The sequence below is a fragment of the Helcococcus kunzii ATCC 51366 genome (assembly GCF_000245755.1).
Classification (GTDB): Bacteria; Bacillota; Clostridia; order Tissierellales; family Peptoniphilaceae; genus Helcococcus; species Helcococcus kunzii.
The window spans coordinates 1,152,637-1,178,886 of sequence record NZ_JH601088.1 but is presented as its reverse complement, the minus strand read 5'-3'; the positions used below and the strand labels follow the sequence as shown (position 1 = coordinate 1,178,886).

The window sequence follows — 26,250 nt, the reverse complement described above, 5'->3', positions numbered from 1 at the left end:
ATGACGTTATTAAGAATTTGTTTTCAAGTATATATATGTTATTATAATTTTAAAATAATAGGAGGGAAAATGTCTAAAAATCAGTTATTTAATCCAATAAAAAAATATAATAATTTTAATAAAGAATGGTTGTTTTATGAAAATGAAAAACTTGAAATAGAAGATATAAATGAAGAAACATTAAAAGATTTTAAAAAAGTAGATTTACCTCATGACTGGAGTATTTACAATGATTTCAATCAAAATTCATTATCAAGAAATGAGGGTGGGCTATTAGATGGTGGTATTGCCTGGTATGTAAAAAGTTTTGATCTAAATGATGAATTAGCCAATAAAAATATTTCCATTAGATTTGGTGCAATTTATATGGATTCATTTATCTATGTAAATGGTACACTTGTGGGCAATTATCCATTTGGTTACAATACGTTTTCTTATGATTTGACAGATTATTTAAGATATGGAAAAAATACAATAGCAGTTAAAGTTGTTAATAGACAGCCTTCCTCAAGATGGTATTCAGGATCCGGTATTTATAGAAATGTAGATATTGTACTTACTGAAAAGATTCATATTAAAGAAAATTCTCTTATTATACAAACGCCTAAAATACAAGAAAATAGGGCTGATACAAAGATAAAATTATTGTTAAACAATGTATCAGATTTTGATGAAAAAATCAGATATAAAATAGATATCTATTTTAAAGAGCAGATAGTTAAATCTATAGAAAAAACAGAAGATATATTTGCTAAAAATGAAAAAATCATAGAAACAGAATTTTCTTTAGATAATATTAAACTTTGGGATATTGAAAACCCAAATCTATATTATGCTCATATTCAAATTTTCTTAGATGAAAAATTGATTGATGAAGAATTTGAACAATACGGATATAGATATTTTGATTGGACAAGTAATGATGGATTTTCATTAAATGGGAAATATGTGAAAATACATGGTGTATGTCTACATCATGATAATGGAGCATTAGGTGCAGAACTATATCCACAAGCCGATAGAAGAAAATTAGAGATTATGAAGTCAATGGGAGTTAACGCAATCCGTACTTCCCATAATCCTCAATCAAGAGAATTCATAAAATTATGTGATGAATTGGGGTTATTAGTACAAGAAGAAGCCTTTGATACATGGCATGGAAATAGAAAAAAAGATTATGACTACAATAGATTTTTCAATAAATTGGCAACTCATCCACAAGCTGATGAAAATGAAACTTGGGCAGAGTTTGATATAAAACAGATGGTTAGAAGAGATATTAATTCACCATCAATATTTATGTGGTCAATTGGAAATGAAATTGCAGAAACAGAACATTCTTATGGATTACAACAGGCAAAAAATCTAGTTAAATGGATAAAAGAAGTTGATGAAACTAGATATGTGACTATTGGAGAAAATAAATTTAGCTGGAGTAGAGACTTAGAAGCGTTTAATGCGAAAATTGCTGATGAATTAGATATTGTAGGTTTAAATTACGCTGAATCCAATTCTGATTATTTACATGAAAATAAGCCGGAATGGAAACTTTATGGAGCGGAAACTTCATCAGCAGTAAAGAGTAGAGGAGTTTATTATCAACCAGAAAAATTAGATAGTGTTGCGACAGGAAATGCTGATAAAGTAAATAGAGCATATCAAATGTCTGATTATGGTAATGATAGAGTAGGCTGGGGAAGAACTGCGGCAGATTCCTGGATTTTTGATAGAGATAGAAAATATTATGCTGGACAATTTATTTGGACTGGATTTGATTATATAGGAGAGCCAACACCTTGGCATAACGAGGAAAATCTTGGAGCTCCAGTAACTTCCTCATTCTTTGGGATTGTAGATAGTGCAGGTTTACCTAAGAGTGATTTCTACTTATATCAATCTCAATGGCTTAATAATGAAAAAGAAAAAGTTTTGAAAATTTTACCACATTGGAACTTTGAAGATCTAGATTTATTAAAAAAACAAGGTACAGACTTAAAACGTGATGACAATATTGTACCAGTGAGAGTGTATTCAAATATTAAAGAAATAGAGCTATTTTTAAATGGTAAATCTTTAGGTAAAAAGACCTTTAATACTAAGATGACAGAATACGGTAGAGAATATCTTGAAGGTAATTCTGAAAGAGAACTATTTTTAGAATGGTTAGTACCATTTGAAAAAGGAGAACTTGTAGCTGTTGGGTATGATGAAAAAGGTGAAGTGTCTAAAACTGATAAAGTGGTAACATCAGAAGAAGCTAACAACATCAATCTTACATTAGAAGAAAATATCCATAATCTAGATGATCTAGCATATATTAGATTTGATATTTGCGATAAAAATGGAAATATTGTGCCGACTGCAGATAATCTAGTTGAATTTTTCTGTAGTGAAAATGCTGAAATCATTGGGGTAGATAATGGTAATGCCGCTTCTCAAGAAAGATATAAAGCGGACAAAAATGGAAAATGGTTTAGAAGATCTTTTAGTGGTTCAGGTATTGTTATATTAAAATTACATGAAATTGGAGAGGTTTCATTAAAAGCTACATCAGAAGGATTAAAATCAGATGAGATTAATTTTAGTGTAGAAAATAGAGTAGAAAAATTCGAAGAAGAATTTGAAAATAAACTAGGTAGTAAAATAAAGACCTTATCAGAAAAGGAAATAATTGAAATAGATGATGTAAATATCTCAATTTCTAAAGGTCAGGATATTGTACTTCCCGAAAAAGTTAGAGTAACCACTGAAAACAGATTTAAGAAATTTGAAAAAGTGAACTGGGATATTGATAAGATTAAAAATATTAAAGAGATAGGTAAATATGATATTCATGGTGAAATAGAAGGTTTGTCAGTAGAAGGTCAAATTAGAGTTAATGATTTTATCGCTGTGGAAAATTTCAGTGGAGCATTTATTAAAGGTTCTAAAAATATATACTTACCTCAAAATGCTAATATTTATCATAGCTCTGGAGAAGCTAGAGTTAAACCAATACAAAATTGGTATAATTCCGAAAATGGTGAAATTTTTGATGCTGAAAAAATAGATGTAGATAATGTGAAATTAATTGGTAAGATTACAGATTCTAAATTTGAACCAATAATGAATATTAGATTTGTAGGAGAAGATGATAATAGTATTGTATATAGTGAAAATTATGCCAGAGCTTGGAATGGTTCTGAAATACCAGCAGGTATAGCTTCATATACAAACAAGAAACATAATTCCACAGATTCTACAAAATTATTAAATAACGAAATTGCATCATTTGATAAAACATTTTTAGATAGATGGACAAATATTTCAGATGATTTTAGAGAAAAAGATTGGGCTGGTATATTGTTTGGACGTGCAGGAGAGTTAACTAAATTTAACCTAAATAAAATTGAAGTTTTCTTTGCGTTTGAAGATGATGATATATCAATGCCTTCAGAATATTTCTTAGAATTTTACAATAAAGATCAAATAACATTACCAAAAAATTATGAAAATATTGCTGAATTAGAGCATGAGATGGCAAAAGATGAAAATTGGACAAGAATTACATCAATAAATGAAAAAATTGGAGAGCATGAATTTGTAAGAGTTTTTGAATTTGGAGACATTCAAACTTTCGCAATAAGAGTAAATATGATAGCTCAAGAAAATAGAAGTCTTGGTATCAGTGAAATAAAGGCTTTTGGGAAAGTTGTAAAGGAACATGACAATTTCGAAGTTGATATAATTGCTGATGATAATGTACAAAAGTACTCAGAAGAAAAATCAGTATATTATATTGGTAGAGATGTAAAAAACGTTGAACTAAAAGCCACAAATAATGCTGCCATCACAAGGATAGATGGTATTTCAGAAGAAGATGATATAAACTTTATTGTGAAGTCAGAAGATAAATCAAAAGAAATAAAAATTATCGTTAGGAGAGAAGATGTCTAGTTATGAAATTTATCCAATACCACATAATATAAGGTATTTAGGAGAAAAATTAGAGCTAAAAGAAAATATTAAGGTTATATTAGATAAAGATGTAGATGAAGTAAATAAGTCAAAAATCAAAGAAATATTTTCTTCTAAATCTATTGAAATATCAGATGATTCAGATTTAGAGTTAAAAATTGGTAGAAATGAAGATTTTCATAAGTTTGATCAATACTCTTTGATAATTTCTAGTGACAATATCACCATTGAATATAAGAATAATGATGCTTTATTTTATGCTTTAGAAACATTAGAAATTATTTTAACTCAATCTGATAATAATATAGAGTCTTTAGAAATAGATGATTATGCAGATGTGAAGTATAGAGGGATAATTGAAGGCTTTTATGGAGTACCATGGTCTTGGAAAAATAAAATTGAACTGTTAAAATTTGGTTCTAAATTTAAAAATAATTTATTTATATATGCACCAAAAGATGATCCTTATCATAGAGATAAATGGAGAGAGCAATATCCAGAAAAAGATTTAGAAAATCTTAAGATAATGGCGGAATATGGTAGAAAATATAAGAATCGTTTTGTATACACTATTGCGCCTTTTAAAGTGCAATCTGAACCAATAACAGAGGAAAACTTTAATGAGGCAATAGAAGTCTTAATAAAAAAATTAAATCAATTATATGAAATTGGTATAAGACAATTTGGTGTGTTAGCGGATGATGTAGGGAAACTTCCTCATAGAGTAGTTGTTAATGTAATGAGAGAATTATCTAATTGGAAGCAAGAAAAAGGCGATTTATACGACTTTTTATTCTGCCCAGGATCTTATGTGCTGACATGGGCATGGGATGCAGAAGAACTTAATGCATATACTGATGGATTTCCAGACGATGTGCATATATTCTTCACTGGAAGAGAAACTTGTACACCAGTGAGAAAAGAAGATGTTGATGAATATAAAACAAAGGAAATATTTGAGGAATTTTCAGGACACAATAAGGTAAGAAGAGATCCATTTTTCTGGTTAAACTGGCCTGTGAATGATATTGATCATGATTATAAAAAATTATATATGGGAAAAGGCGAAATGCTAGAAAAAGGTGTAGACAATATTGTTGGCCTTGTTACTAATCCAATGCAGCAAGCAAATGCATCTAAAGTTGCTATTTTTGCTGTGTCTGATTATTCATGGAATATGGAAGCTTTTGATTGCGATAAATCTTGGGCTGATTCCTTTAAGTATATAGATAAACATGCATATGAAGAATTAAGAATAATTTCATCTCATATGGCAAATCAAGATGAAAAGATAAGACAAGGTATTGTAGGATTAAGTGAATCAGAGGATTTTATAGAAATTGAAAAGAAATTCTTTAATTCAATTGATAATATGCTTGTTTCAGAATTTAAGTCTGTTGTTTATGAATTAAGAGAAAAATTTGAAGACTTAGTAAAGACTGTAGATAGATATTTTGCTAAATCTAAAGAAGAAGAATTAGTAAATGAAGTTAAGCCATTCTTCTATACATTTAAAGAATTATTGCTTTCAGGAATATATTATATTGATGCATTCTTAGCTTTAGAAGAAGGACAAAAAGAGATTGGCCAAAGATTATATAATATTGCAGCGATGTATTATGAAAAATATAATAAGCATCCAATAGTTTCTGATCCTAAGACAAATAGAAGAATGAGTCTTTCAGAAACTTCTATATTAAGGATTAAACCAATTATAAAAAGATTAAAAGAGTATATGGATAGACCTTTTGAAAAAAATAGAAATATTTCTAATGCGAAGAAGATTTTCTATAGAGGTTTAGATGATTCTAAATCATATAGAATTCCTGCTATTTTATATACAAAAGAAGGTACAATGCTTGCTTTTTCTGATAAGAGAAATGAACATCAATTTGACTGGGGAAATATTGATTTAGTAGTGAAGAGAAAAGAAAAAAGCGAAAGAGAATTTGGTGAAAGTCATGTGATAATTGACCCAGTTGATCAAGATGGTGGCAAGATGCCAGACTATTTGATATGGCCGGTTGATTTAGATCTTGGAGATAAATCCGCCTTTGTAATAGACCCAGTTGTTTTACAAGATAAAGAAGGAACTATTTTTGCCTTTACAACAGCATTTCCAGAATCAAAGGGGTTCTTTTCAATTAAAGAGCCAGGATCTGGATATATTAAAAAACATGGTGAAAAATATTTAGCTTTATATAGTAAAGATAATACAATATTTTATCTAAAGGATAATAAGATTTTGACAATTGATGGTGAAGAAACTGATTTTTCTGTAATAATTAAAAAAGATGAAAATAGAAGAGTCGGTGATATTTTAGATAAAGATGGAAATCACATCGGGAATATTTTCTTAAAGAATGATAAATTTTTCATCCAACAAACATCACATATCATTATGACAAAATCTTATGATGATGGTAAAACATGGACTGAACCAATTGATTTAAATCCTCAGATAAAGGAAGAATGGATGAAATTCTTCGGAGTTGCTCCAGGAAGAGGATTGACGTTTGAAAATGGAAGGATTTTAGTACCAACATATTTTACGAATGAATATGGTAGACAAAGCTCATGCTTTATATATTCTGATGATAATGGTAAGACATGGCATAGGGGTAAATCCGTAAATGATGGTAGAAATGTAAACGGTGAAATTATTGATGATAAAACTGAGTTTAATTATTTCTATCAAGCTGGCGAGAGTCAAGCTGTTGAGTTAGATAATGGTGAAGTTAAGCTATTTGTTAGAAATAGTTTTAATGGAAGACCTGTTCACATTCAAATTGCAACCAGTAAAGATAATGGAGAAAGCTTTGAAGATGTGTTGATAGATGCAAATATTGAAAGTCAGTCAAACTGTCAACTATCATTAGTACACACACATTATAAAGAAGAGGAATATGTATTAATGACTGCTCCATCATCTGCACATTCGAATGAAAGACTTGACGGTAAAATATATATCGGAAAAGTTAATGATGGAAATATAGATTTTTATAAATCAAAAATAATTTCTCACGGTTTATTCTGGTATTCTTCATTGGAAGAAGATAAAGAGGCAAATAAGTTCTATATCTTATATGAAGGTGGAGAAACATTGATACATGATCACATGGATATAATGATGAGAGAATTTACTTGGGATTATTTATTGGAGGAAGACAATTTATGAGATATACAATTTATCCAACACCGCAAGAAGTTAAGTATCTTGCACGATCAACATATTTAAACAAACCGTTTGAAATGGTTTTTGATGAAAATATTGATGAGAACAATAGACATTCAATATTTGAAATTATTGAAAAACTAGGGTACGAAGTCTCACAAGATGAAGAAAATGAAAACATTACAATAAATGTAAAGATTGATGAAAACTTGTCTCGTATTGATGAACATAGCATTGAAATTACTGAAAATGAGATTAATATTGTAGCTAATAGCAATGATTCTGTGTATTATGCTTATATGACTCTTTCACAAATTTTACAACAATCGACTGATATTTTAAGAAATGTGGAAATTATCGACTATGCTGATCAAAAAATAAGAGGAGCAATTGAAGGTTATTACGGTATCCCTTATACAACTGAGAAAAGAAAAGATATGATGAATTTTAGTTCACAGTTTAAGGCAAATACTTTTGTATATGCTCCAAAAGATGATCCATATCACAGAGAAAAGTGGGATGATTTATACCCAGAAGATATGTTGAAAGATTTCCAAATGTTAGGTGAACTTGGTGATAAGATAAAGACAAGATTTATTTGGACAATTTCTCCATTCAAAAAAGATTCAAACCCTATAAGCGAAGAAAATTATGATGAAGCAATAGTGAAATTACTTAACAAATTAGACCAGATTTATGGAATTGGCATTAGACAGTTTGGGGTACTTGGAGATGATGTAGGGGAATTACCTAAAAATATTGTTGTTAAAGTTATGCATGCTGTAAGTGAATGGGCAAAAACAAAATCAGAAAAAATATATGACTTTGTATTTGTTCCGGAGGGATATGTACTGGCAGAATGGGGATTTAGACCAGAGGAAATTGATGTTTACTCAAAAGAATTTCCAAGTGATGTGCAAATAATGTTTACTGGAGAAACTACATGTGCACCTGTAACTCAGGGCGCGATTGATGGATTTAAGACAAGAAAAACTAAGATAGGAGAGAGAAGAGACCCACTATTTTGGTTAAATTGGCCAGTAAATGATATAGATAGAACTACTCATAGAAGAATTTTTATGGGTAAGGGAGAAATGTTAGATCCAGGAGTAAAAAACATAATCGGAACCATTACAAATACTTTAGAAGAAGCATATGCATCTTATCCTGCTGTATTTGCGATATCAGATTATGCATGGAACACAGAAGATTTTAATGCACAAAAATCATGGGAAGACTCATTTAAGTTTATTGAAAAAGTTGCTTCAGATGAGTTATATGAGATTGCAAAACATATGTCAAATGCTGACAATGGTGGTATTGAAGGATTAGAAGAATCTGAAGAAATGAAACAGATTATTGATGAATTTGAGAAAAATATGGATTCCGATAATATTTTCGAATATAGATATCCACTTATGACATTAAAAGCAGATTATCAAAAAATTGTTGATAGTATAGAAGCATATTATAAAAAAGCTGAAAATACTAAACTTTCCAAAGAAATAAAACCATATGTAAGTAACTTGAAATATAAGAGTGAAGCAGCACTAAATTTACTCAGTGCATATGAAGCTAAAAAGAATAACAATTTAGAATTATTTAACGAAAAACTTAAATTAGGTTTGGAATTGTTAAATAAAAGTAATACTTATTTCGTAAAAACAAAAACAGCAGAATTTGACGCTAAAGAATTGATTGCCGCATCGGGTACATTAAGGTTAGATAGAAACATTGAAAAAATTAAAAACTACCTGCAAGATATTTAATTGAAGTAGTTAGATTTATAAATTAAGTTTTCTATTTCAGAGCAAATTTTTCATTATAAAAAGAAACATTAGTCTGAAATCAAGTTATTATGCTGATAAAGAAAGATGAAAGTATTTTCAAAAAATATTTTCATCTTTTAATTTTGTGAAACTATCGTCTAAAAACGGATATCGTTGTCAATTTCAACGTTTTATTATAGAATATTATAGAGAAATTATTATTAGGAGGAATTATGGCAACACTTAATTTAAAAAATATTGACAAAGTGTACGACAATGGATTCCAAGCAGTTTACGACTTTAATTTAGATATTGAAGATAAAGAGTTTATCGTATTTGTTGGTCCATCTGGTTGTGGAAAATCTACAACTTTACGTATGATTGCGGGATTAGAAGAGATATCAGACGGAGAATTATTTATTAATGGGAAATTAATGAATTATGAGTCTGCTAAGGATAGAAATATTGCTATGGTATTTCAATCATATGCTTTATATCCTCATATGTCAGTTTATGATAATATGGCATTTGGCCTAAAGTTAAAAAAAGAAAAAAAAGAAGATATTGATAAAAAGGTAAAAGAAGCAGCAGAAATTCTAGAAATTTCTGAATTATTAGATAGATTACCAAAACAACTTTCAGGTGGACAAAGACAAAGAGTTGCTTTAGGTAGAGCAATTGTTAGAAATGCAGATGTATTCTTAATGGACGAACCACTTTCAAACTTAGATGCCAAACTAAGAGTACAAATGAGATCTGAAATTATTCAATTGCATAGAAGATTGAATACAACTACAATTTACGTTACTCATGATCAAACAGAAGCTATGACGATGGCAACAAGATTGGTTGTTATGAATAAAGGATATATCCAACAAGTTGGTACTCCAAGAGAAATATATCAACATCCTAAAAATAAATTCGTTGCAAGTTTTATTGGCTCACCAGCAATGAACTTTTTAGATGGACAAATTAAAAATGGAAAATTTGTAAGTGATAGTGTTGAGTTAGAGTTTCCAGAAAGCAAAATGGATAAAGTTAGATTATATGAAGGTAAATCTGTAACTTTAGGAGTTAGACCTGAAGAATTACAAGCTGAAGGTTTTGTGTCTGGTGAACCTGAAAAAGTTGTTAATATCAAATTAAATGTTGATGTTATAGAATTATTAGGTCATGAATATATTATTCACGGTCGTGTTGGAAATACTAAGATTCTTTCAAAAATAAATGTTGATGTAGACAAGTTTCCAGATAATATTGAAGTTTTGAATACAATTATAGACGCTGACAAATTACATTTATTTGATATAGAAACAGAAGAAAGTATATTAGGATGAATTTTCAAAGAATAAATGAATCTTTTTTTGAGTTTTCAGAAAAAATATTAGCATATATTATTAATCTTTTTTATTATTTTATCCTTGCATTACCGTTAGTACTTGTTGGGTTATTTATTAAAGATGGTATATTTGGATATCCATTATTTTTCATACCATTAGTTACATTATATATTGTAGGATTAAAATCGTTAGTATATGTAGCGTATATGATTTTAATAAAAAAGAAAAAATACTATAAGCCTTATTTTTGGATATCATTGAAAGAAAATTTTGTTCAGGTTTATCTATATTATTTAGTATTTGTTACTCTTTTATATTTTGGATTAACTAGTACAATAGTATTGATAAACACAGTTAGTGAATTATTTTGGATTTTGTTTAATTTGATAATAATTATAATTCTACCAATTATTATTTTTTCAACTCTACAGTTTTCATTGTATGAAAAAAAATCAATTAAACAAATTTTCAATAACTCAATCATTTTATCTTTAATGTTTGGTGTGATAAGTGTTGCTATGACTATAATTTTAGGGATAATAATATACCTATTCCCTAAAAATATATTTTTGATTATATGTTTGATGCCTGCTTATTCAACACTATATGTTCTTTTGTACTACATTTTAGATAAAAAGAATTTAACGAAAAATAGAGGATAATATGTTTAAAAAAAATAAAAAAAGAAATAATGACATAGTAAAAAGATCAAGACAACTGTCTTTATTTACAATCCCTGGCTTAGTTTGGTTGTTTGTTTTTGCATATCTACCAATGTTTGGTTTAATACTAGCCTTTAAGGATTATAAAAATATTGATGGTAATTTCTTTACATCACTATTTAAGAGTGAATGGACTCTAAAGAATTTCGAAATTCTATTTAGAGGAAACAAATTATTTACAGTTGTAAGAAATACATTAGGGTATAATATGGTATTCATCGTACTTAATATTATTGTTCCGTTAATTGTAGCAATTTTATTACATGAATTACTAAATAGAAGATCAGCAAAAGTATATCAAACGATTACTTTCTTACCATATTTCTTATCATGGATAGTTATTTCATATTCAATTTATGCAATGTTAGCATATAATGGTGGATTGTTTAATCAAATCAGAGCACTATTTGGATTAAAACCAATGGACTGGTATAGAACTCCTTCAGTATGGCCATTCATATTTATATTCTTAAATACATGGAAGAGCCTCGGATATAATACGATTATTTACTTAGCAGCTTTAGCTGGTATTGATAAATCTTTATATGAAGCTGCATCTATTGATGGAGCAACTAAGATACAACAAGCCTTAAATATTACAATACCATTACTTCGACCTGTAATTATCATCACATTTGTATTATCATTAGGTGGTATTTTTAGATCAGACTTTGGTTTATTCTTCCACGTACCAAACAGTGGTGGTGCAGGTGATACTTTGAGAAATGTAGCAGAAGTTATTGATACATATACATATAAGCTGCTTATGGTAAGTCAAAACTTAAGGCAGTCAGCTGCTATTAACTTTATTCAATCAGTAATAGGATTTATTCTTATATTTTCAGCTAACTTTATAGTTAAGAGATACGATCCTGATAGAGCTTTATATTAGGGAGGGAAAAATGGCTAAAAAGAAATTTAAGAATGCAACAGAGATATCATCAGGTACCAATGTGTTATTTAATATAATATTAATTTTGATTGTTATAATGTGTGTATTGCCAATGCTATATGTATTTTCAATATCATTATCGACAAAAGAATCAATACAGTTATATGGTTATCAATTGTTTCCTAAAGAAGCTACACTAGAATCATACAAAATTATATTTGGAAATGGTTCTACAATATTAAGATCTTTTATTAATTCAGTAGTTTTAACAATAGTTGGTACAATATGTGGTTTAATAGTTATTACAACTTATTCATACGCATTATCAAGAAATGACTTTATATATAAAAAGTTTTTCAATACTATCGCTTTTATACCAATGCTTTTTGGTGGTGGTATGGTAGCGAGCTATATTATAAATTCACAAGTTTTAGGATTGAGAAATAATCCACTTGTACTTTTGTTACCACTATTGTTTAATACTTTTTGGATGGTAATAATGAGAACATTCTTCCAGACTTCAGTGCCACATGCATTGATAGAAGCGGCTATGATTGATGGAGCAAATGAATTTGATATATTTTTCAAAATTGTTCTTCCTATTTCCTTACCAGGTATAGCAACGATTGCACTGTTCCTTTCATTGGCATATTGGAATGATTGGTTTACAGCTATGTTATACTTAGATAGAGGTTCAAAATATAGTACTTTACAATATTTATTGATTCAAATACAAAGAACAATAGAAACTGTACTATTAAAATCCGATACAATGGGGAATGCAGCAAAAGATGCTTTAAGATCTTTACCTGCTGACGGGGTAAGAATGGCGATAGTAGTTGTAACTACTGCTCCAATTGCAATGTCATATCCATTCTTCCAAAGATACTTTATCCAAGGTTTAACATTGGGGGCAGTAAAAGAATAATAAAAAAAACAAACTACAGAGAGGAGTAAATACACTTCTCTCTTTTTTTGTGAAAACATTTTGATTAAAAAAATTTAACAATTAAACCATATTAAAGATATTATTAATATAAATAAAAAATAAAAAGAAAAAAGATATTTACGCATTTAGAACTTAGAAAATGTTTTTTTGTGGTTTTTATAACTGTATAGTTGTACGTATAAGAATTTGCAATGTTTACAGTAAATTAAGTTAATTGTCTGTTTTGGAATTAAAACTATAAAGATTAAGAAATTGTTACAAAATGAAAATGTTTTATATTTTAATATCAAAAAAATATAATAAGAGAAAATCAATTCATTAAATCGGATATCGTTGTCAAAATATGAAAAATAAGGTAGAATATATTTGTAATGAAATACTGATGTGATGTAAATTTTATATGTCATATTTATGTTTCTGACAAAAAAACATATATATAATTTTTAGGAGGAATAATATATGAAAAAACTAATCAGCTTATTATTAGCGTTAGTAATGGTATTCTCTTTAGTAGCTTGTGGTAACACAAATACAGACACTAAAGATGAAAGCACAAAAGAATCTGTAGATGAGTCTAAAGATGATTCTAAAGATGAAGGAAAAGAAGATACAGCAAAAGGTGAAAAAGTAGAAATTAAATACTTAATTTTATCTGATGGTAAAGGTAAAGACGCTGTAGAAAAAGCAATTAATGAAAGATTAAATGCTTTAGGAAAAAACTACACAGTTAAATTACTATTAATGGGATGGGATAACTTAAATGAAAGAGTAGGTTTATCTGCTAGAGGTGCAGAATCTCCAGAAAACACATTTGACTTATCAACAACAGCATCATGGATTGGACCTTATCAAACATTAGTAGATGAGGATACATTACTAGATTTAAAACCAATCTTAAAAGAAGCTGCACCAAAACTAGCTGAAGACTTAGATAAAAACCAATTAGCAGCGGTAACTATTGATGGTGGAATCTATGGTATTCCAACAGTTATAGATAAAGCTATAATAGCTAGAGACCATTTAGTATGGAACTTAAATCAATTAAAAGAAATTGGTTTAGAAGCAAAAGATGTTGAAAATATTAGAGACATTGCAGGTCTAGAACCAATCTTGAAAAAATACAAAGAAAAATTCCCAGAAAAATATCCATTATTTGGTGAAAATTGGACACAAAGAAGAAATAATTATATTCAAACTGCAAAAGATGGTTCATATGTAGTACAAAATCCATATACATCAGAATCATATGTTGCAGCTGGTAAATTAGCGGAAAAATATAGACAAGCTGGATACTCACATCCTGAAGCAGGTACAGAAGGTTATGCTGAACAACATAATCAACCTGATTTATGGTTAGTAAGAAGAGATGAAGGTGAACCTTCAGCAGAAGAAACATGGAAAAATAGTTATGACATGCCTATCAAAGCTGTAACTTTCAAAGATGATAATATTATCTTAAATGGAATAGTTCAAGGTAAATTAACATCAGTTTACAAACATTCTAAACATCCAAAAGAAGCGTTAAACTTCATTGAATTAATAAGATTTGACAAAGAAATTCAAAACTTATTATCATACGGTATCGAAGGTAAAAACTACGATTTAGTAAACGATAGAGTTGTTATAAAAGCGGAAGATAAAGTTAATGAAGCTGATAAATGGTCTCCATGGCAAAATCAATTCTCAAATGATATGAGAATTGCAACTGATAAAGGTGCTCCAATTGATTCTCCAGAAATGCAAGAAAGAATTAAAGCACATAATGGCGAATTATATCCATCTGCAGATTTAGGTTTCCAACCTTCAAAAGAATTAAGAGAAGAACTTGATATCTTAAATAAAGATTTACCAGGTATTAAAGATATCGAAATGGGTAGATTTAGTGAAGTTTATGATGGTTTAGTAAATGAATTAAAAGCTAAAAATGCTGATGAAATTATTCAAAAACTAAAAACAGAATTTGATGCATGGTATAAAGAACACCACAAAAACTAATATATTTTTTATGGAGGATGATAATCTCATCCTCTATTTTTTTTGATAAAATGCTTTATGCCTACTAAACTTAGTGTAAATAATCGAGGAGATATGGAAGAAATAACGTATAAAAAAGACAAATTTGAAAATAATATTTTTGAGAGTCAAAAAGTAATAAATTTAGAAAATGATATTTATCATTTTTTTAAAGAAAATGCTAATAAAGTTAAAATCCATTTTTCAAATATTGATTCAAAAGATAATATTGAAAAAACTATATATTTTAATCTTAATAATATTAAAGACTTAACTATAAATGGTAATGGATCTAAATTTATTTTTCATGGAGATATGGCAAGTTTTTTAGTAAACAATTGTCAAAATATTATATTTAAAAATCTTATTATTGATCATTTTGTGCCAACGACAGTAGAAATGTATGTAGAGAAAATAGAAGATAAATCTGTCTATTATAAAATACCAGATACATTTAATTATGAGATAGTTGGCAATGACATGTTTTGGATGTCAGAAAAAGATAGAAACGAAAAATATTATTGGAAAGAAAAGAATAGTTTTAATGCTCATTCTATCACAGTGTTTGATTTAAAAGAAAAATATTCTAAAAGATATGTTTTGGAAGATGGTCCATTTAGTAATATTGAAAAAATAGAAAAGACTAATAGCGGTGTTAAAATACAATATAAAAGTTTACCAAATGCAATTCGTGAAAATATTATGATAGCACTTAATGCATCCAATAATAGAGATACAGCAGGATTTGCAATTGTAGAATCTCAAAATATTGTTTTTGAAAATGTTGAATTTAATTATTTACATGGATTTGGTTTACTTGTGCAAATGTCTGAAAATATATCATTTTCAAATTGTAAATTTATAGGAAATGAAAGACATATGGTAACCAGCTTTGCTGATTCCATACATGTATCAGGTGCCAAAGGAAAAATTTCAATTGAAAACTGTGAATTTGATAGTTCCTTGGATGATTCTATCAATATACATGGTACATATACTCAAGTAGAAGAAATAAAAGAAAAAATTGCTATATTACGTTTTGTACATCATCAACAGGCAGGATTTAAGAATTATTTTATCGGTGATGAAATAGAGTTTTTTGATAGAAAAAATTTGAGAAGAAGAGAAGATAAAAAATATAGAATTAAATCTATCTTGTATCCAGGAGAATATAACGAAGACCTTCAATATATGAAAGTAGAATTTGAAGAAAATCTCCCAGCTTATTTAGGAGAAAAAATAGAAGGACAAGGAAGATTTGTTGCTGAAAATATAAGTTATACTCCTTCTGTTGATATAAAAAACTCAACATTTAGCAATATACCTTCTAGAGCTATATTATGTACAACAAGAAAGAATGTACTTATAGAAAATAATAAATTTCACAATATAACGATGGCTTCCATATATGTGTCAAATGATGCAAATGAATGGTATGAATCCGGTTTTGTAGATAATATGACAATAAAAAATAATCTATTTTCATATTCCAAAATATTTTTAGATAATATCATGACAAAATCAATATGGATTGACCCGATTATTTCAGAAGAAATTGGTGATTTCGTTCATAATAAGATTGAAATTATTGATAATAAATTTGATATAGAAAATAAAAAAGCTATTGTTTTTAAAAACACTAAAAATTTAATAGAAAGTGATAATATTTTTAGGAAAAAAGGTGAAATTGGTTTCACTAAAAATAACTAATTTAATAATAAATAAATATCTGTTCAATCGTCAAGAATGCTTGTAATTAAGCCTTTTTGATTGTACTATTTAATTAGAGAAAAGTTATTTTTTGGAGGGAAAATGAAAAAAATAGTACATGTAGTTTCACATTCACATTGGGATAGGGAATGGTATATGCCACTTGAAAATCACCATATGAGACTTGTGGATTTAATTGATGGTGTTATCGAAGCATCTGAAGACAACAAATTTATTTCATTTCAAATGGATGGACATTTTTTACCAATTGAAGATTATTTAAAAGTAAAACCAGAAAACAGATCAAAAGTATATCAATTGATAAAGGATGGAAAAATAATTGTAGGACCTTGGTATATCTTACAAGATTCATTTTTAACTTCTGGCGAATCAAATGTTAGAAATTTAGAAATAGGATTAAAAAAATCAAAAGAAATAGGAGTGCCTGCTAAGATTGGATATTTCCCAGATACATTTGGTAATATCGGTCAAGCTCCTCAAATTCTAAAAAAAGCGGGGATAAATAATGCTTATTTTGGAAGAGGTGTAAAAGCAACTGGATTAGCTAATGTTGTAATCGAAGATTATACTTCTTCAAATTCTGAAATGTTTTGGCAATCACCAGATGGTTCAAGAGTTTTAGGTATATTATTTGCAAACTGGTATTGTAATGGTGTTGATATACCTTATGAAACTGATTTCATGAAAAAATACTTAGATACAAAAATTGCCGACATGGAACAATACGCTTCAACAAGACATCTATTATTGATGAATGGTTGTGATCATTCTCCTGTACAAAAGAATATAGGTGAAATAATTGAAAAAGCAAACACTTTATATGAAGATTACGAATTTATTCATTCAAATTTAGAAGACTATTATGAAGCGGTTGATAAGGAAGTAAATAAAGATAAATTATCAGTCATTAAAGGTGAGTTAAGATCACAAACAACAAATGGTTGGGGAACTTTACAAGGTACTTCTTCATCAAGATATACATTAAAACAAAATAATAAAAATATTGAGATGAGAATGGAAGAAATCATTCAACCTTTATATGCGATTTACAGAGATAAGAAAGATTATCCATATGACAAAATCGAATATATTTATAAAGAACTTTTTGAAAATCATACTCATGATGCGATTTGTGGTTGTTCTGTAGACTCTGTACATGATGGAAACATGAGAAAATTCAGAGCATGTAGCGAAGCTCTTGACTATTTAGAAGATGAATTGAAGATATTTTTAAGTAGAAATATTGAAAATGACTATGATGAAAAACATGTTTTTGCAGTTATAAACACAACAGCATATCATCAAAGAAAAACAGCTGAAGTAGAGATAGAATTTGAAAAAAGATATTTCTCCGGTTGGGAATACTTAGAAATGACTAAAGAGATGAAAAAGGTTGAAGTACCTAATCTTCAAGTTATTGATGAAAATGGTAGAGAATATGATGCAATTGTAACTGATAAAGGTGTATTATTTGATTTTGAATTACCTGAGACAAAATTCAGAAAAGGATATTTCAGTAGAAAATTAAAAGTAGAATTTACAACTGAATTAGCACCATTTGAAAGAAGAATATTTAGACTGGTTGAATCAGAAAAAATAGTAGAAGAAAAAGAAATAAAAGATACAAAAGAAATAGATACAAATATCTTTAATGTAAAAATCAACGATAACGCAACTATTACAATTACAGATAAAAGAAACAATAATGTTTATGAAAATGTGTTGATGTTAGAAGATAGTGGAGACATTGGACACGAATATATTTATAGACAATCTGGAGACAATTTAGTTATAAAGAGTAATGAATTAATTGACTATTCTATAATTGAAAGTCCAGTTAAGGGATATATAATCAATCTTACTGAAAAGATTTCAGTGCCTGAGAGTGCAGCTGATACATTATTGGATGAACAAAAGATGGTTATACCAATTGAAAAGAGAGTTTCACATAGATCTGATAAATATGTTGACTTAATTGTTGAAAAGACAGTTGTTATTGATCCGATTAAACCAACAATTAATGCAAAAATTAAATTAGAAAATAAAGCAAAAGATCACAGATTAAGAATGATGGTTGGCCATGATTTAGAAACAGATATTGTAAATGCAGAATCAATCTTTGAAGTTGCAAAACGACCTGTTAAAGCACCAAAAACATGGGAAAACCCAGACTATTCTCAAAACTTTAATAGATTTGTTGAAATGCACGATAAAAATGGTGGATTTACAATTTCAAATAATGGTGTACAAGAATATGAACAATTAGACGATGGTTTATATGTTACATTATTTAGATCAACAGGAGAAATGGGAGACTGGGGACATTTCCCAACACCAGATGCGCAATTATTAGAAGATTTAGAATTTAATTTCAATATTGATTTCTTTGTTTCTGATTATGTATCTTCATGGCAAAGAGCTTTAGGAGAAAGAGTTCCTTATTTCATAACACAAATAGAAAAAAATGATGGAAATATTAAATCAAATAGTCACAATATAGATCTTAAAGTTGGTTCAAATATGTTCTCAACATTATATAGAAATCCTAAAGGAGAAATGATATTGAGAGTGTATAATCCAGATGATAAAAATCACAGATTATATGTACAAAACGGTGTGATTACTGATTTATTTGGTGTAAATCCAATCAATGACGAACAGTTTAATAATTCATATTTAAACCCATATGAAATCAGGACTATTAGATGGGAGGACAAGTGAAAAATATAGTAAATGAACTAATTGAGTTTGTAGAATCGTCTAAAATTAGCGATAAATTAAAAGCAATGTTTACAAACGCGATAAATAATACTTTTACAACAACAATAAAAATCACTGATAGAGACGATGCATTTGTATTGACAGGCGACATTCCTGCTATGTGGTTAAGAGATTCCACAGCACAAATCAGACCTTTATTTTACATTGATTCACAAGAAGCTGATGAATTAATTAAAAAAGTAATCAAAAGACAATGGTTTAGTATTGAAAAAGATACTTATGCTAATGCATTTAATGAAACAGGTGATGATTCCAAATGGACTCATGAGGATATCACTGACTTTGATAGCCCTTGGGTATGGGAAAGAAAATATGAGCTTGATTCAATAGCCTATATGTTTCAGCTTTTAGCAATGTATTACAATAAGACAAATGATGAAAGCATTTTTGATGAAAAGATTTTATCTTTAATGAATAAATTAGTAGATCAGCTTATTGTTGAACAAAATCATGAGAATTCCCCATATAGATTTGAAAGACCAAATCCATGGAAAGAAACAGATTCATTAAGACATTCCAATATGGGTACTCCAGTAGGATACACAGGTATGACATGGAGTGGATTTAGACCAAGTGATGACTCATGTGAATATCAATATTTAGTACCAGCAAATGCATTTATGGTTGTAAATTTAGAAGAAATGTCAAACATTCTTAAAAAGATTAAACCAGAAGAGAGTCAATTAATTGAGAAAATGGAAAAACTTTCTAAAGAAATTGATGCGGGCATTGAAAAATATGGACTAATCGACAATGAAAAGTTTGGAAAAATTTATGCTTATGAAGTTGACGGATTAGGAAATCAACTATTTATGGATGATGCAAATGTCCCAAGTTTACTTTCACTTCCATATCTAGGTTATGTAGATAAAGAAGATGAAATTTATCAAAATACTAGAAAAGCTGTCTTATCAGAATTAAACCCATTCTATTATGAAGGAAAAGTTGCAAAAGGAGTAGGTTCACCACATACACCAGATAGATATATTTGGCATATAGCACTTTCAATTCAGTTAATGACTTCAATAGATGATAGTGAAAAAGAACAGTTATTAAAATATTTTGAAACAACTGATGCGGATACAAATTTACTTCACGAAGGATTTGATGTTGATAATCCAAATGAATTTACTAGAGAATGGTTCTCTTGGTCAAATTCAATGTTTTGTGAAGCTATACTAAATTATTTAGGTAAAGAAATAATTAAGAAATAAATTGATAAAAAAATCCCAAATCCTTATATAAAGAGGATTTGGGATAATAAATCAATTATTTAGTTTTTTTAGAATAAATCTCGCAAATTATATCGATATATATTAACATTGGTAACATTTTTGAAATTGAATACTCATAAGTTGAATAACTTGGTGTTTTCAAAACATAATCTGAATAATTCATTAGTGAAGAACTAATATTACCGGTTATTGAAAATATTGTTGCTTTTTTACTTTTAGCATTTTCACATGCCTCTAGTATGTGAGTATTTTCTCCAGAAAGAGAAATACAAATTAATAAATCTGTGGTAGATAAACTATTTGATAATAAATTAATAGAATATGGTTCTTTTGCATAGTCTAGATTGTTAAGACCAATTTCACCTAATTTAAACATCATCTCATTTGCTATCAAACCACTAGATCCGATGCCGACAATTACAATTCGTGTAAATTTATCTAGATTATGAATGACATCAACAATATTATCATCAAATTCTTCGATTTCGTTGATTAAATCAATATAAATTTTTTGAGTTTGATATTTTGCAGTTTCTTTTATATTTTGTATAGCAAATTTTAGTTCATTAAATCCGTCAAAACCAAGTTTTTTAGCAAATCTTGTTATGGTGGAATTTGAAACATAAAATTTCTTAGATAAATCGCTGATAAATGATTCAGAAATTTCTGTATCACTTTCACCGAGTCTATCTATGAACTCTTGCTCAAGATGTGAAAGTTTTATTGAGTTTTTTGAAATTATATTTTTAATAAAAATGTAAGATTTGTTCATATGTCACCCCGCAATGTTAATTATAGCATGTATTAAAAAAAAATGTAGGAGAAAATTTATGTACCTTATATTTGACATAGGTGGAACATCCACAAAAGTAGGAATTATAGACAATGAAAAGATAATAGAAAAATTTTCAGAACTAAGAAAAGATAGTTTAGAAGAATTTGTAAATTTCTTGGATAATGAAATTTTAAGATGCAAAGAAAAATATAATATTAAAGGTATTGGATTTAGCTCACCAGGTACAGTTGATTCTGTAACTGGAAATATTGGAGGAATTAGTGCATTAGATTATATCCATACATTTAATTTCGCTAAACATTTACAAGATAAACATAATCTACCTGTTGCAATTGAAAATGATGCAAATTGTGCGGCATTAGCACAATTATATTTTGATAATCCTAAAGAAAAACTTATTGCATTTTTCATAATAGGTTCAGGCATCGGCGGTGCAATTATAAAAGATGGAAAATTGATGAAGGGTAGAAGATTGGAGACAGGAGAGTTTGGCTATATGTTGTTAAAAAATGAAGATGGACAATATACCAATATGTCTCAATTATCAACTATGCCAAATGTTGTGAGAAGATTAAAAGAAAAACATAATATTGAAGAAAAACCACATATTGTTTTAGAAAAGTACTTTGAAAAAGAAGAACCTTACTATTCTGAGGTAAATTCGATGTTTGAGTACTTATGTATGGGGATATATAACATTCAATATTCTTTAGATCCTGAAATTATCTATATTGGTGGAGGGATTAGCCAATCAGAATCTTTTATAGAAGAACTAAATAATAGATTAAAACAAGGAATATTTGCAGACGCTGATGTCAATATCAAAGCTGCAACATTCCATAATGATAATAATATTTATGGCGCTTACGCTAATTTATTAAATACAATTAAAGAAGGGAAGAAACTATGTACTCAATAGGTGTAGATATAGGTGGTACAAGTGCTAGAGTGGCTTTATTTGATGATGAATTAAATTTATTAGATAAGTCTGTCACAGAAACTGCCGATAAAGAATTTGAAGAAATTATTAATGAAATTTCTAATATGATAAATGAAATTGATAAAGAAAATAAAGCAAAAGTTGTAGGCATGTGCTCTCCAGGACCTTTAGATAAGGAGACTGGTACAATATTTGATGCTCCAAATTTACCAAAATGGTCAAATAAACCATTCCTAAAATTATTTGAAGAAAAAACAAACAGAAAAGTTTATCTTACAAATGATGCAAATGCTGCAGCGATGGCGCAAGCTATAACCGATGATAGAGATACTATAGTTTTCATTACTGTAAGCACTGGTTTAGGTGGAGGAATTGTGTATGAAGGTAGACTTATGGAAGGTAAAAAAGTTTACGCTGGAGAATTTGGATTAATGATTATCGCAGATGACGATAGAAAACACAATCAATTGTATGCCGGTACTTGGGAAAGTTTATGCTCTGGTACAGCTCTTTCTCTAGAAGCAACAAAGAGATATGGAAAAGAAATTTCAACAAAAGAACTTTTTGAAAAATATAACAATAATGAAGAAATTGCTGTTGAAATTATTAAACTGTGGACAGAGCATTTCTCAAGAGGAATTGCAAATCTACTTCAAACTATTGAACCAGAAATATTCTATCTAGGTGGTTCAGTAATTACTAAAAATCAATTTTTAATTCCAATGATAATTGAAAAGACAAAAGATAAAGTATATGAAGGATTAAAAGATAGAATTTTTATTGAAGTTGCAAAATACGGTGATGATGCTGGACTTGTAGGTGCTGCAAAAAATGGAATAAACAATTTTGAAAGGAGCCAATTATGATAAAATTCCCAGAAGGGTTTTATTTCGGATCCGCAACATCTGCTACACAAAGTGAAGGTCGAGTTGAAGGTGACGGCAAAGGAGAAAATATTTGGGATTTATGGTTTCAACTAGAACCATATAAATTTCATAACAATATCGGACCAAAGGATACAAGTACAATTTACAAAAACTATAAAGAAGATGTTAAATTACTAAAACAAACAGGACATAATTCCTTCAGAACATCTATTTCTTGGTCCAGATTATTTCCAAATGGATATGGAGAAATTAATCAAAAAGCTGTAGATTTTTATAAAAGTTATTTCAAGGCTATAAAAGATGAAGGCATAACTCTTTTTATGAATCTATATCATTTTGATATGCCTGTAAAATTGCAAGAAATTGGCGGTTGGGAAAATAGGGAAGTAGTAGAACATTACGCAAATTATGCAAAAACATGTTTTGAACTTTTTGGTGAATTTGTTGATAGATGGTTTACATTTAATGAGCCTATCGTACACGTAGAAATGGGTTATCTATATCAATACCACTATCCTATGGAAGTTGATCCAAAGAAAGCAGTTCTTGTTGGATATCATACACAATTAGCAAGTGCTCGTGCAATCGAAGAATTTAGAAAAATCGAAAAAGAGAAGAAAATTGGAATTGTATTAAACCTTACACCTGCTATACCAAGATCACAACATCCTAGTGACATAAAAGCATCAAAATATGCTGAAATGTTTGCTATTAGATCATTTTTAGATCCATCAGTAAAAGGAGAATTCCAAAAAGAATTTGTAGATTTACTAAGACAAAATGACATGCTTCCAGAAACTAATTTTAAAGATTTAGAAATTATAAAAAATAATACAATTGATTTCTTGGGAGTTAACTACTATCAACCACTAAGAGTAAAAGCCATAAAATATCAAATTAGTGAAGATGCAATCTTCATGCCTGATAACTATTATGAGCCATATATCATGCCAGGAAGAAGAGTAAACCCACATAGAGGTTGGGAAATAGATCCATCAGTAGTTTATGATATTGCAATTTATATAAGGGATAACTATGGAAATATTGAATGGATGATTTCAGAAAACGGCATTGGCGTAGAAAATGAAGCTAAATTTATGGTAGATGGAAAAATCCAAGATGACTATAGAATTGAATTCTTCAAAGAACATCTTACATATCTACACAAAGGTATTGAAGAAGGATCAAACTGTATAGGCTACCATGTTTGGACATTTATAGACTGCTGGTCATGGCTAAATTCATATAAAAATAGATATGGACTAGTAGCCTTAGACCTAGAAACAGAAAAAAGAACAATTAAAAAATCTGGAGAATGGTTCAAAAAACTATCAGAAAATAACGGATTTTAATTTCTAGGCATATGCAAATTATTATTTTGTACATTTTTATATAATTTACTTGGTTATTTGCAAATATCTATTTTACAAAGTAGTAAATTTTTATAATTTACTTGGCAAATTCAAAAAATTAAAATAACCAAGTAAATTTACTTAATTCATTAATCTGACTATCAACAGACATTGATAAAAATATATAAAATGAAAAAAGAACGGTCAATTATAGCCGTTCTTTTGCATTTGAAAATCTTATATCCAACATATTTTCTTTTAGTATTTTCTCTATTATTTAAATCTCCCAAATCTTTTAGATAGATAACTCTGTCAAATATTAATGAACTATTTTCTATATAGCAATATCCAACCATTTCTTTTTATGGAATCTGTGTCTTAATAGTACAAATCTTGAGAATTGATCTGCTAGAACTCCTAGCCATATGCCGACTAATCCAAGCTTAAATACCATTGTAAATAGTAGAGTTACAGATGTTCTAATGATTGTGACTGCGATGATTGCAACTAACAATGTGAATTTTACGTCACCTCCGGCTCTTAGACAACCACCATATATTATTTGTGAGATTTGTAATAATAGGATTAACATAATAAATCTATTTATCAATAATCCCATCTCTATGATATGTTCTTCTTTGAAGAAGTTTCCTAAAATAGCTCGTCCAAATATCAATAGTATTAGAGAAAGGGCAATGGAAATTCCAAGTCCAATCCTTTGTGAGACTTTACCATAATTATATGCTTCTTCTTTTTCGCCCATACCTAAGGCTCTACCTGAAAGTGCTACTGCAGCTACTTGCATCCCATCACCAAATGAAAAACCTATACTTAATAGACTCATGCCAACATTGTGTGCGGCGAATGGATCAGTACCAAGATTTGCGGCGCTGATAGCTGTAGCTAAAAAGCCAACTCTCATTGCAATGTTTTCTATGAAGAAACTTGAGCTTAAATTGAAAATTGATTTAATAGCATCGAATTTAGGTGATATTTTCTTTCTAAATATGTATTTAATATCAATAAAAGTGAATTTGTGAAATAGTGAGAATACACTCATTGTAGCGGCAACGGCTGAACCTAAAACAGTAGCTATTGCAGCACCTTCAATACCTAATGCAGGGAAACCTAAATTTCCGCCAATCAAAAGATAATTAAAAATCACATTTACAATTGAAGATGTTAAATTTGTTGTAAAAGCTATTTTTGTATTTCCGCTACCTCTTTGACCAGCATTTATAACCATTGCAATGATATTGAAAATTAAACCACCAATGATAATGTTAAAATATTTTACAGCAGCTTCATGGGTATCTTTGTTACTTCCTGCAAGTCTCATAATATCAGATGAGAAGTATAAGAAAAATGCAGTTGTTAATATACATAAAACTATACTCGCGACAAAAGCTGAACTAAAAACAGTGTTTGCACCCCTTTTGTCATTTTGTCCTTTTCTTCTAGCGACTAAAGCAGAAACTGCTGTGTTAATCGAGAAAAAAATTGCAAAAGCGATAAATTTTGGTTGATTTGTTAACCCGACTGCGGCAACGGCGTAACTTCCTAAACTTGAAACCATGATAGTATCAATCATGGCAGCAAGTGCGATAAAAAAACTTTCTAGTACCGATGGCCACGCAATCTGTAAGGCTCTTTTATAAATATTTTTATCCTTCATATATCTTCCTTCCATAATAACTCATGGATAATATTC

16 protein-coding genes are annotated in these 26,250 nt (G+C 28.8%); 14 read left to right on the top strand and 2 right to left on the bottom strand.

The features are described 5' to 3' along the window. Nucleotides 1-69 precede the first annotated feature (69 nt). The 11 genes from HMPREF9709_RS05300 (at nt 70) to HMPREF9709_RS05250 (ending at nt 20,543) form a co-directional block, all read left to right on the top strand. Complete coding sequence (locus HMPREF9709_RS05300; RefSeq protein ID WP_005398530.1) at nt 70-3,936, top strand: glycoside hydrolase family 2 TIM barrel-domain containing protein; 3,867 nt, start codon at nt 70-72, stop codon at nt 3,934-3,936. Then, nucleotides 3,929-7,135, top strand: a complete 3,207-nt coding sequence (locus HMPREF9709_RS05295) for a beta-N-acetylglucosaminidase domain-containing protein (RefSeq protein WP_005398528.1) — start codon at nt 3,929-3,931, stop codon at nt 7,133-7,135. Before HMPREF9709_RS05300 ends, HMPREF9709_RS05295 begins: the two co-directional genes overlap by 8 nt. Beyond that, a complete protein-coding gene (locus tag HMPREF9709_RS05290; protein ID WP_005398527.1) occupies nt 7,132-8,901 on the top strand; it encodes a beta-N-acetylglucosaminidase domain-containing protein in 1,770 nt (589 codons plus the stop codon). The genes HMPREF9709_RS05295 and HMPREF9709_RS05290 overlap by 4 nt, the downstream gene beginning before the upstream one ends. A 233-nt stretch (nt 8,902-9,134) precedes the next feature. Next, on the top strand, nt 9,135-10,238 hold the full coding sequence (locus HMPREF9709_RS05285) for an ABC transporter ATP-binding protein (protein ID WP_005398526.1): 1,104 nt from the start codon (nt 9,135-9,137) through the stop codon (nt 10,236-10,238). Next, entirely contained in the window at nt 10,235-10,903 is a 669-nt protein-coding gene (locus HMPREF9709_RS05280) for a hypothetical protein (RefSeq protein WP_005398524.1), read from the top strand. Before HMPREF9709_RS05285 ends, HMPREF9709_RS05280 begins: the two co-directional genes overlap by 4 nt. Nucleotide 10,904: 1 nt before the next feature. Beyond that, nucleotides 10,905-11,855 (top strand): ABC transporter permease, encoded by a 951-nt coding sequence (locus HMPREF9709_RS05275; protein ID WP_005398522.1) that lies wholly within the window; start codon nt 10,905-10,907, stop codon nt 11,853-11,855. Nucleotides 11,856-11,865: 10 nt separating this feature from the next. Then, complete coding sequence (locus HMPREF9709_RS05270; protein WP_005398520.1) at nt 11,866-12,783, top strand: carbohydrate ABC transporter permease; 918 nt, start codon at nt 11,866-11,868, stop codon at nt 12,781-12,783. A gap of 480 nt (nt 12,784-13,263) precedes the next feature. After that, a complete protein-coding gene (locus HMPREF9709_RS05265) occupies nt 13,264-14,799 on the top strand; it encodes an extracellular solute-binding protein (protein ID WP_005398518.1) in 1,536 nt (511 codons plus the stop codon). 93 nt (nt 14,800-14,892) lie between these two features. Next, a complete protein-coding gene (locus HMPREF9709_RS05260) occupies nt 14,893-16,527 on the top strand; it encodes a right-handed parallel beta-helix repeat-containing protein (protein ID WP_005398516.1) in 1,635 nt (544 codons plus the stop codon). Nucleotides 16,528-16,629: 102 nt separating this feature from the next. Then, complete coding sequence (locus tag HMPREF9709_RS05255; protein WP_005398514.1) at nt 16,630-19,269, top strand: alpha-mannosidase; 2,640 nt, start codon at nt 16,630-16,632, stop codon at nt 19,267-19,269. Beyond that, a complete protein-coding gene (locus HMPREF9709_RS05250; RefSeq protein WP_211204494.1) occupies nt 19,266-20,543 on the top strand; it encodes a glycoside hydrolase family 125 protein in 1,278 nt (425 codons plus the stop codon). Before HMPREF9709_RS05255 ends, HMPREF9709_RS05250 begins: the two co-directional genes overlap by 4 nt. Before the next feature lie 55 nt (nt 20,544-20,598). On the opposite strand, the gene HMPREF9709_RS05245 is transcribed toward HMPREF9709_RS05250, so the two are convergent. Further along, on the bottom strand, nt 20,599-21,336 hold the full coding sequence (locus tag HMPREF9709_RS05245; protein ID WP_005398510.1) for a MurR/RpiR family transcriptional regulator: 738 nt from the start codon (nt 21,334-21,336) through the stop codon (nt 20,599-20,601). 58 nt (nt 21,337-21,394) lie between these two features. Here HMPREF9709_RS05245 and HMPREF9709_RS05240 point away from each other — a divergent pair, with 58 nt between their 5' ends. From HMPREF9709_RS05240 to HMPREF9709_RS05230, 3 genes are read left to right on the top strand one after another with little or no spacing between them, the layout of a single operon-like run. Then, the gene (locus tag HMPREF9709_RS05240; RefSeq protein ID WP_005398509.1) at nt 21,395-22,279 is read left to right on the top strand and encodes an ROK family protein; all 885 of its coding nucleotides are present in this window, start codon (nt 21,395-21,397) and stop codon (nt 22,277-22,279) included. Continuing rightward, a complete protein-coding gene (locus HMPREF9709_RS05235) occupies nt 22,267-23,166 on the top strand; it encodes an ROK family protein (RefSeq protein WP_005398508.1) in 900 nt (299 codons plus the stop codon). The genes HMPREF9709_RS05240 and HMPREF9709_RS05235 overlap by 13 nt, the downstream gene beginning before the upstream one ends. Next, complete coding sequence (locus HMPREF9709_RS05230; RefSeq protein WP_005398507.1) at nt 23,163-24,539, top strand: glycoside hydrolase family 1 protein; 1,377 nt, start codon at nt 23,163-23,165, stop codon at nt 24,537-24,539. Before HMPREF9709_RS05235 ends, HMPREF9709_RS05230 begins: the two co-directional genes overlap by 4 nt. A 334-nt stretch (nt 24,540-24,873) precedes the next feature. On the opposite strand, the gene HMPREF9709_RS05225 is transcribed toward HMPREF9709_RS05230, so the two are convergent. Then, the gene (locus HMPREF9709_RS05225; protein WP_005398506.1) at nt 24,874-26,214 is read right to left on the bottom strand and encodes an MATE family efflux transporter; all 1,341 of its coding nucleotides are present in this window, start codon (nt 26,212-26,214) and stop codon (nt 24,874-24,876) included. Nucleotides 26,215-26,250: the final 36 nt, after the last annotated feature.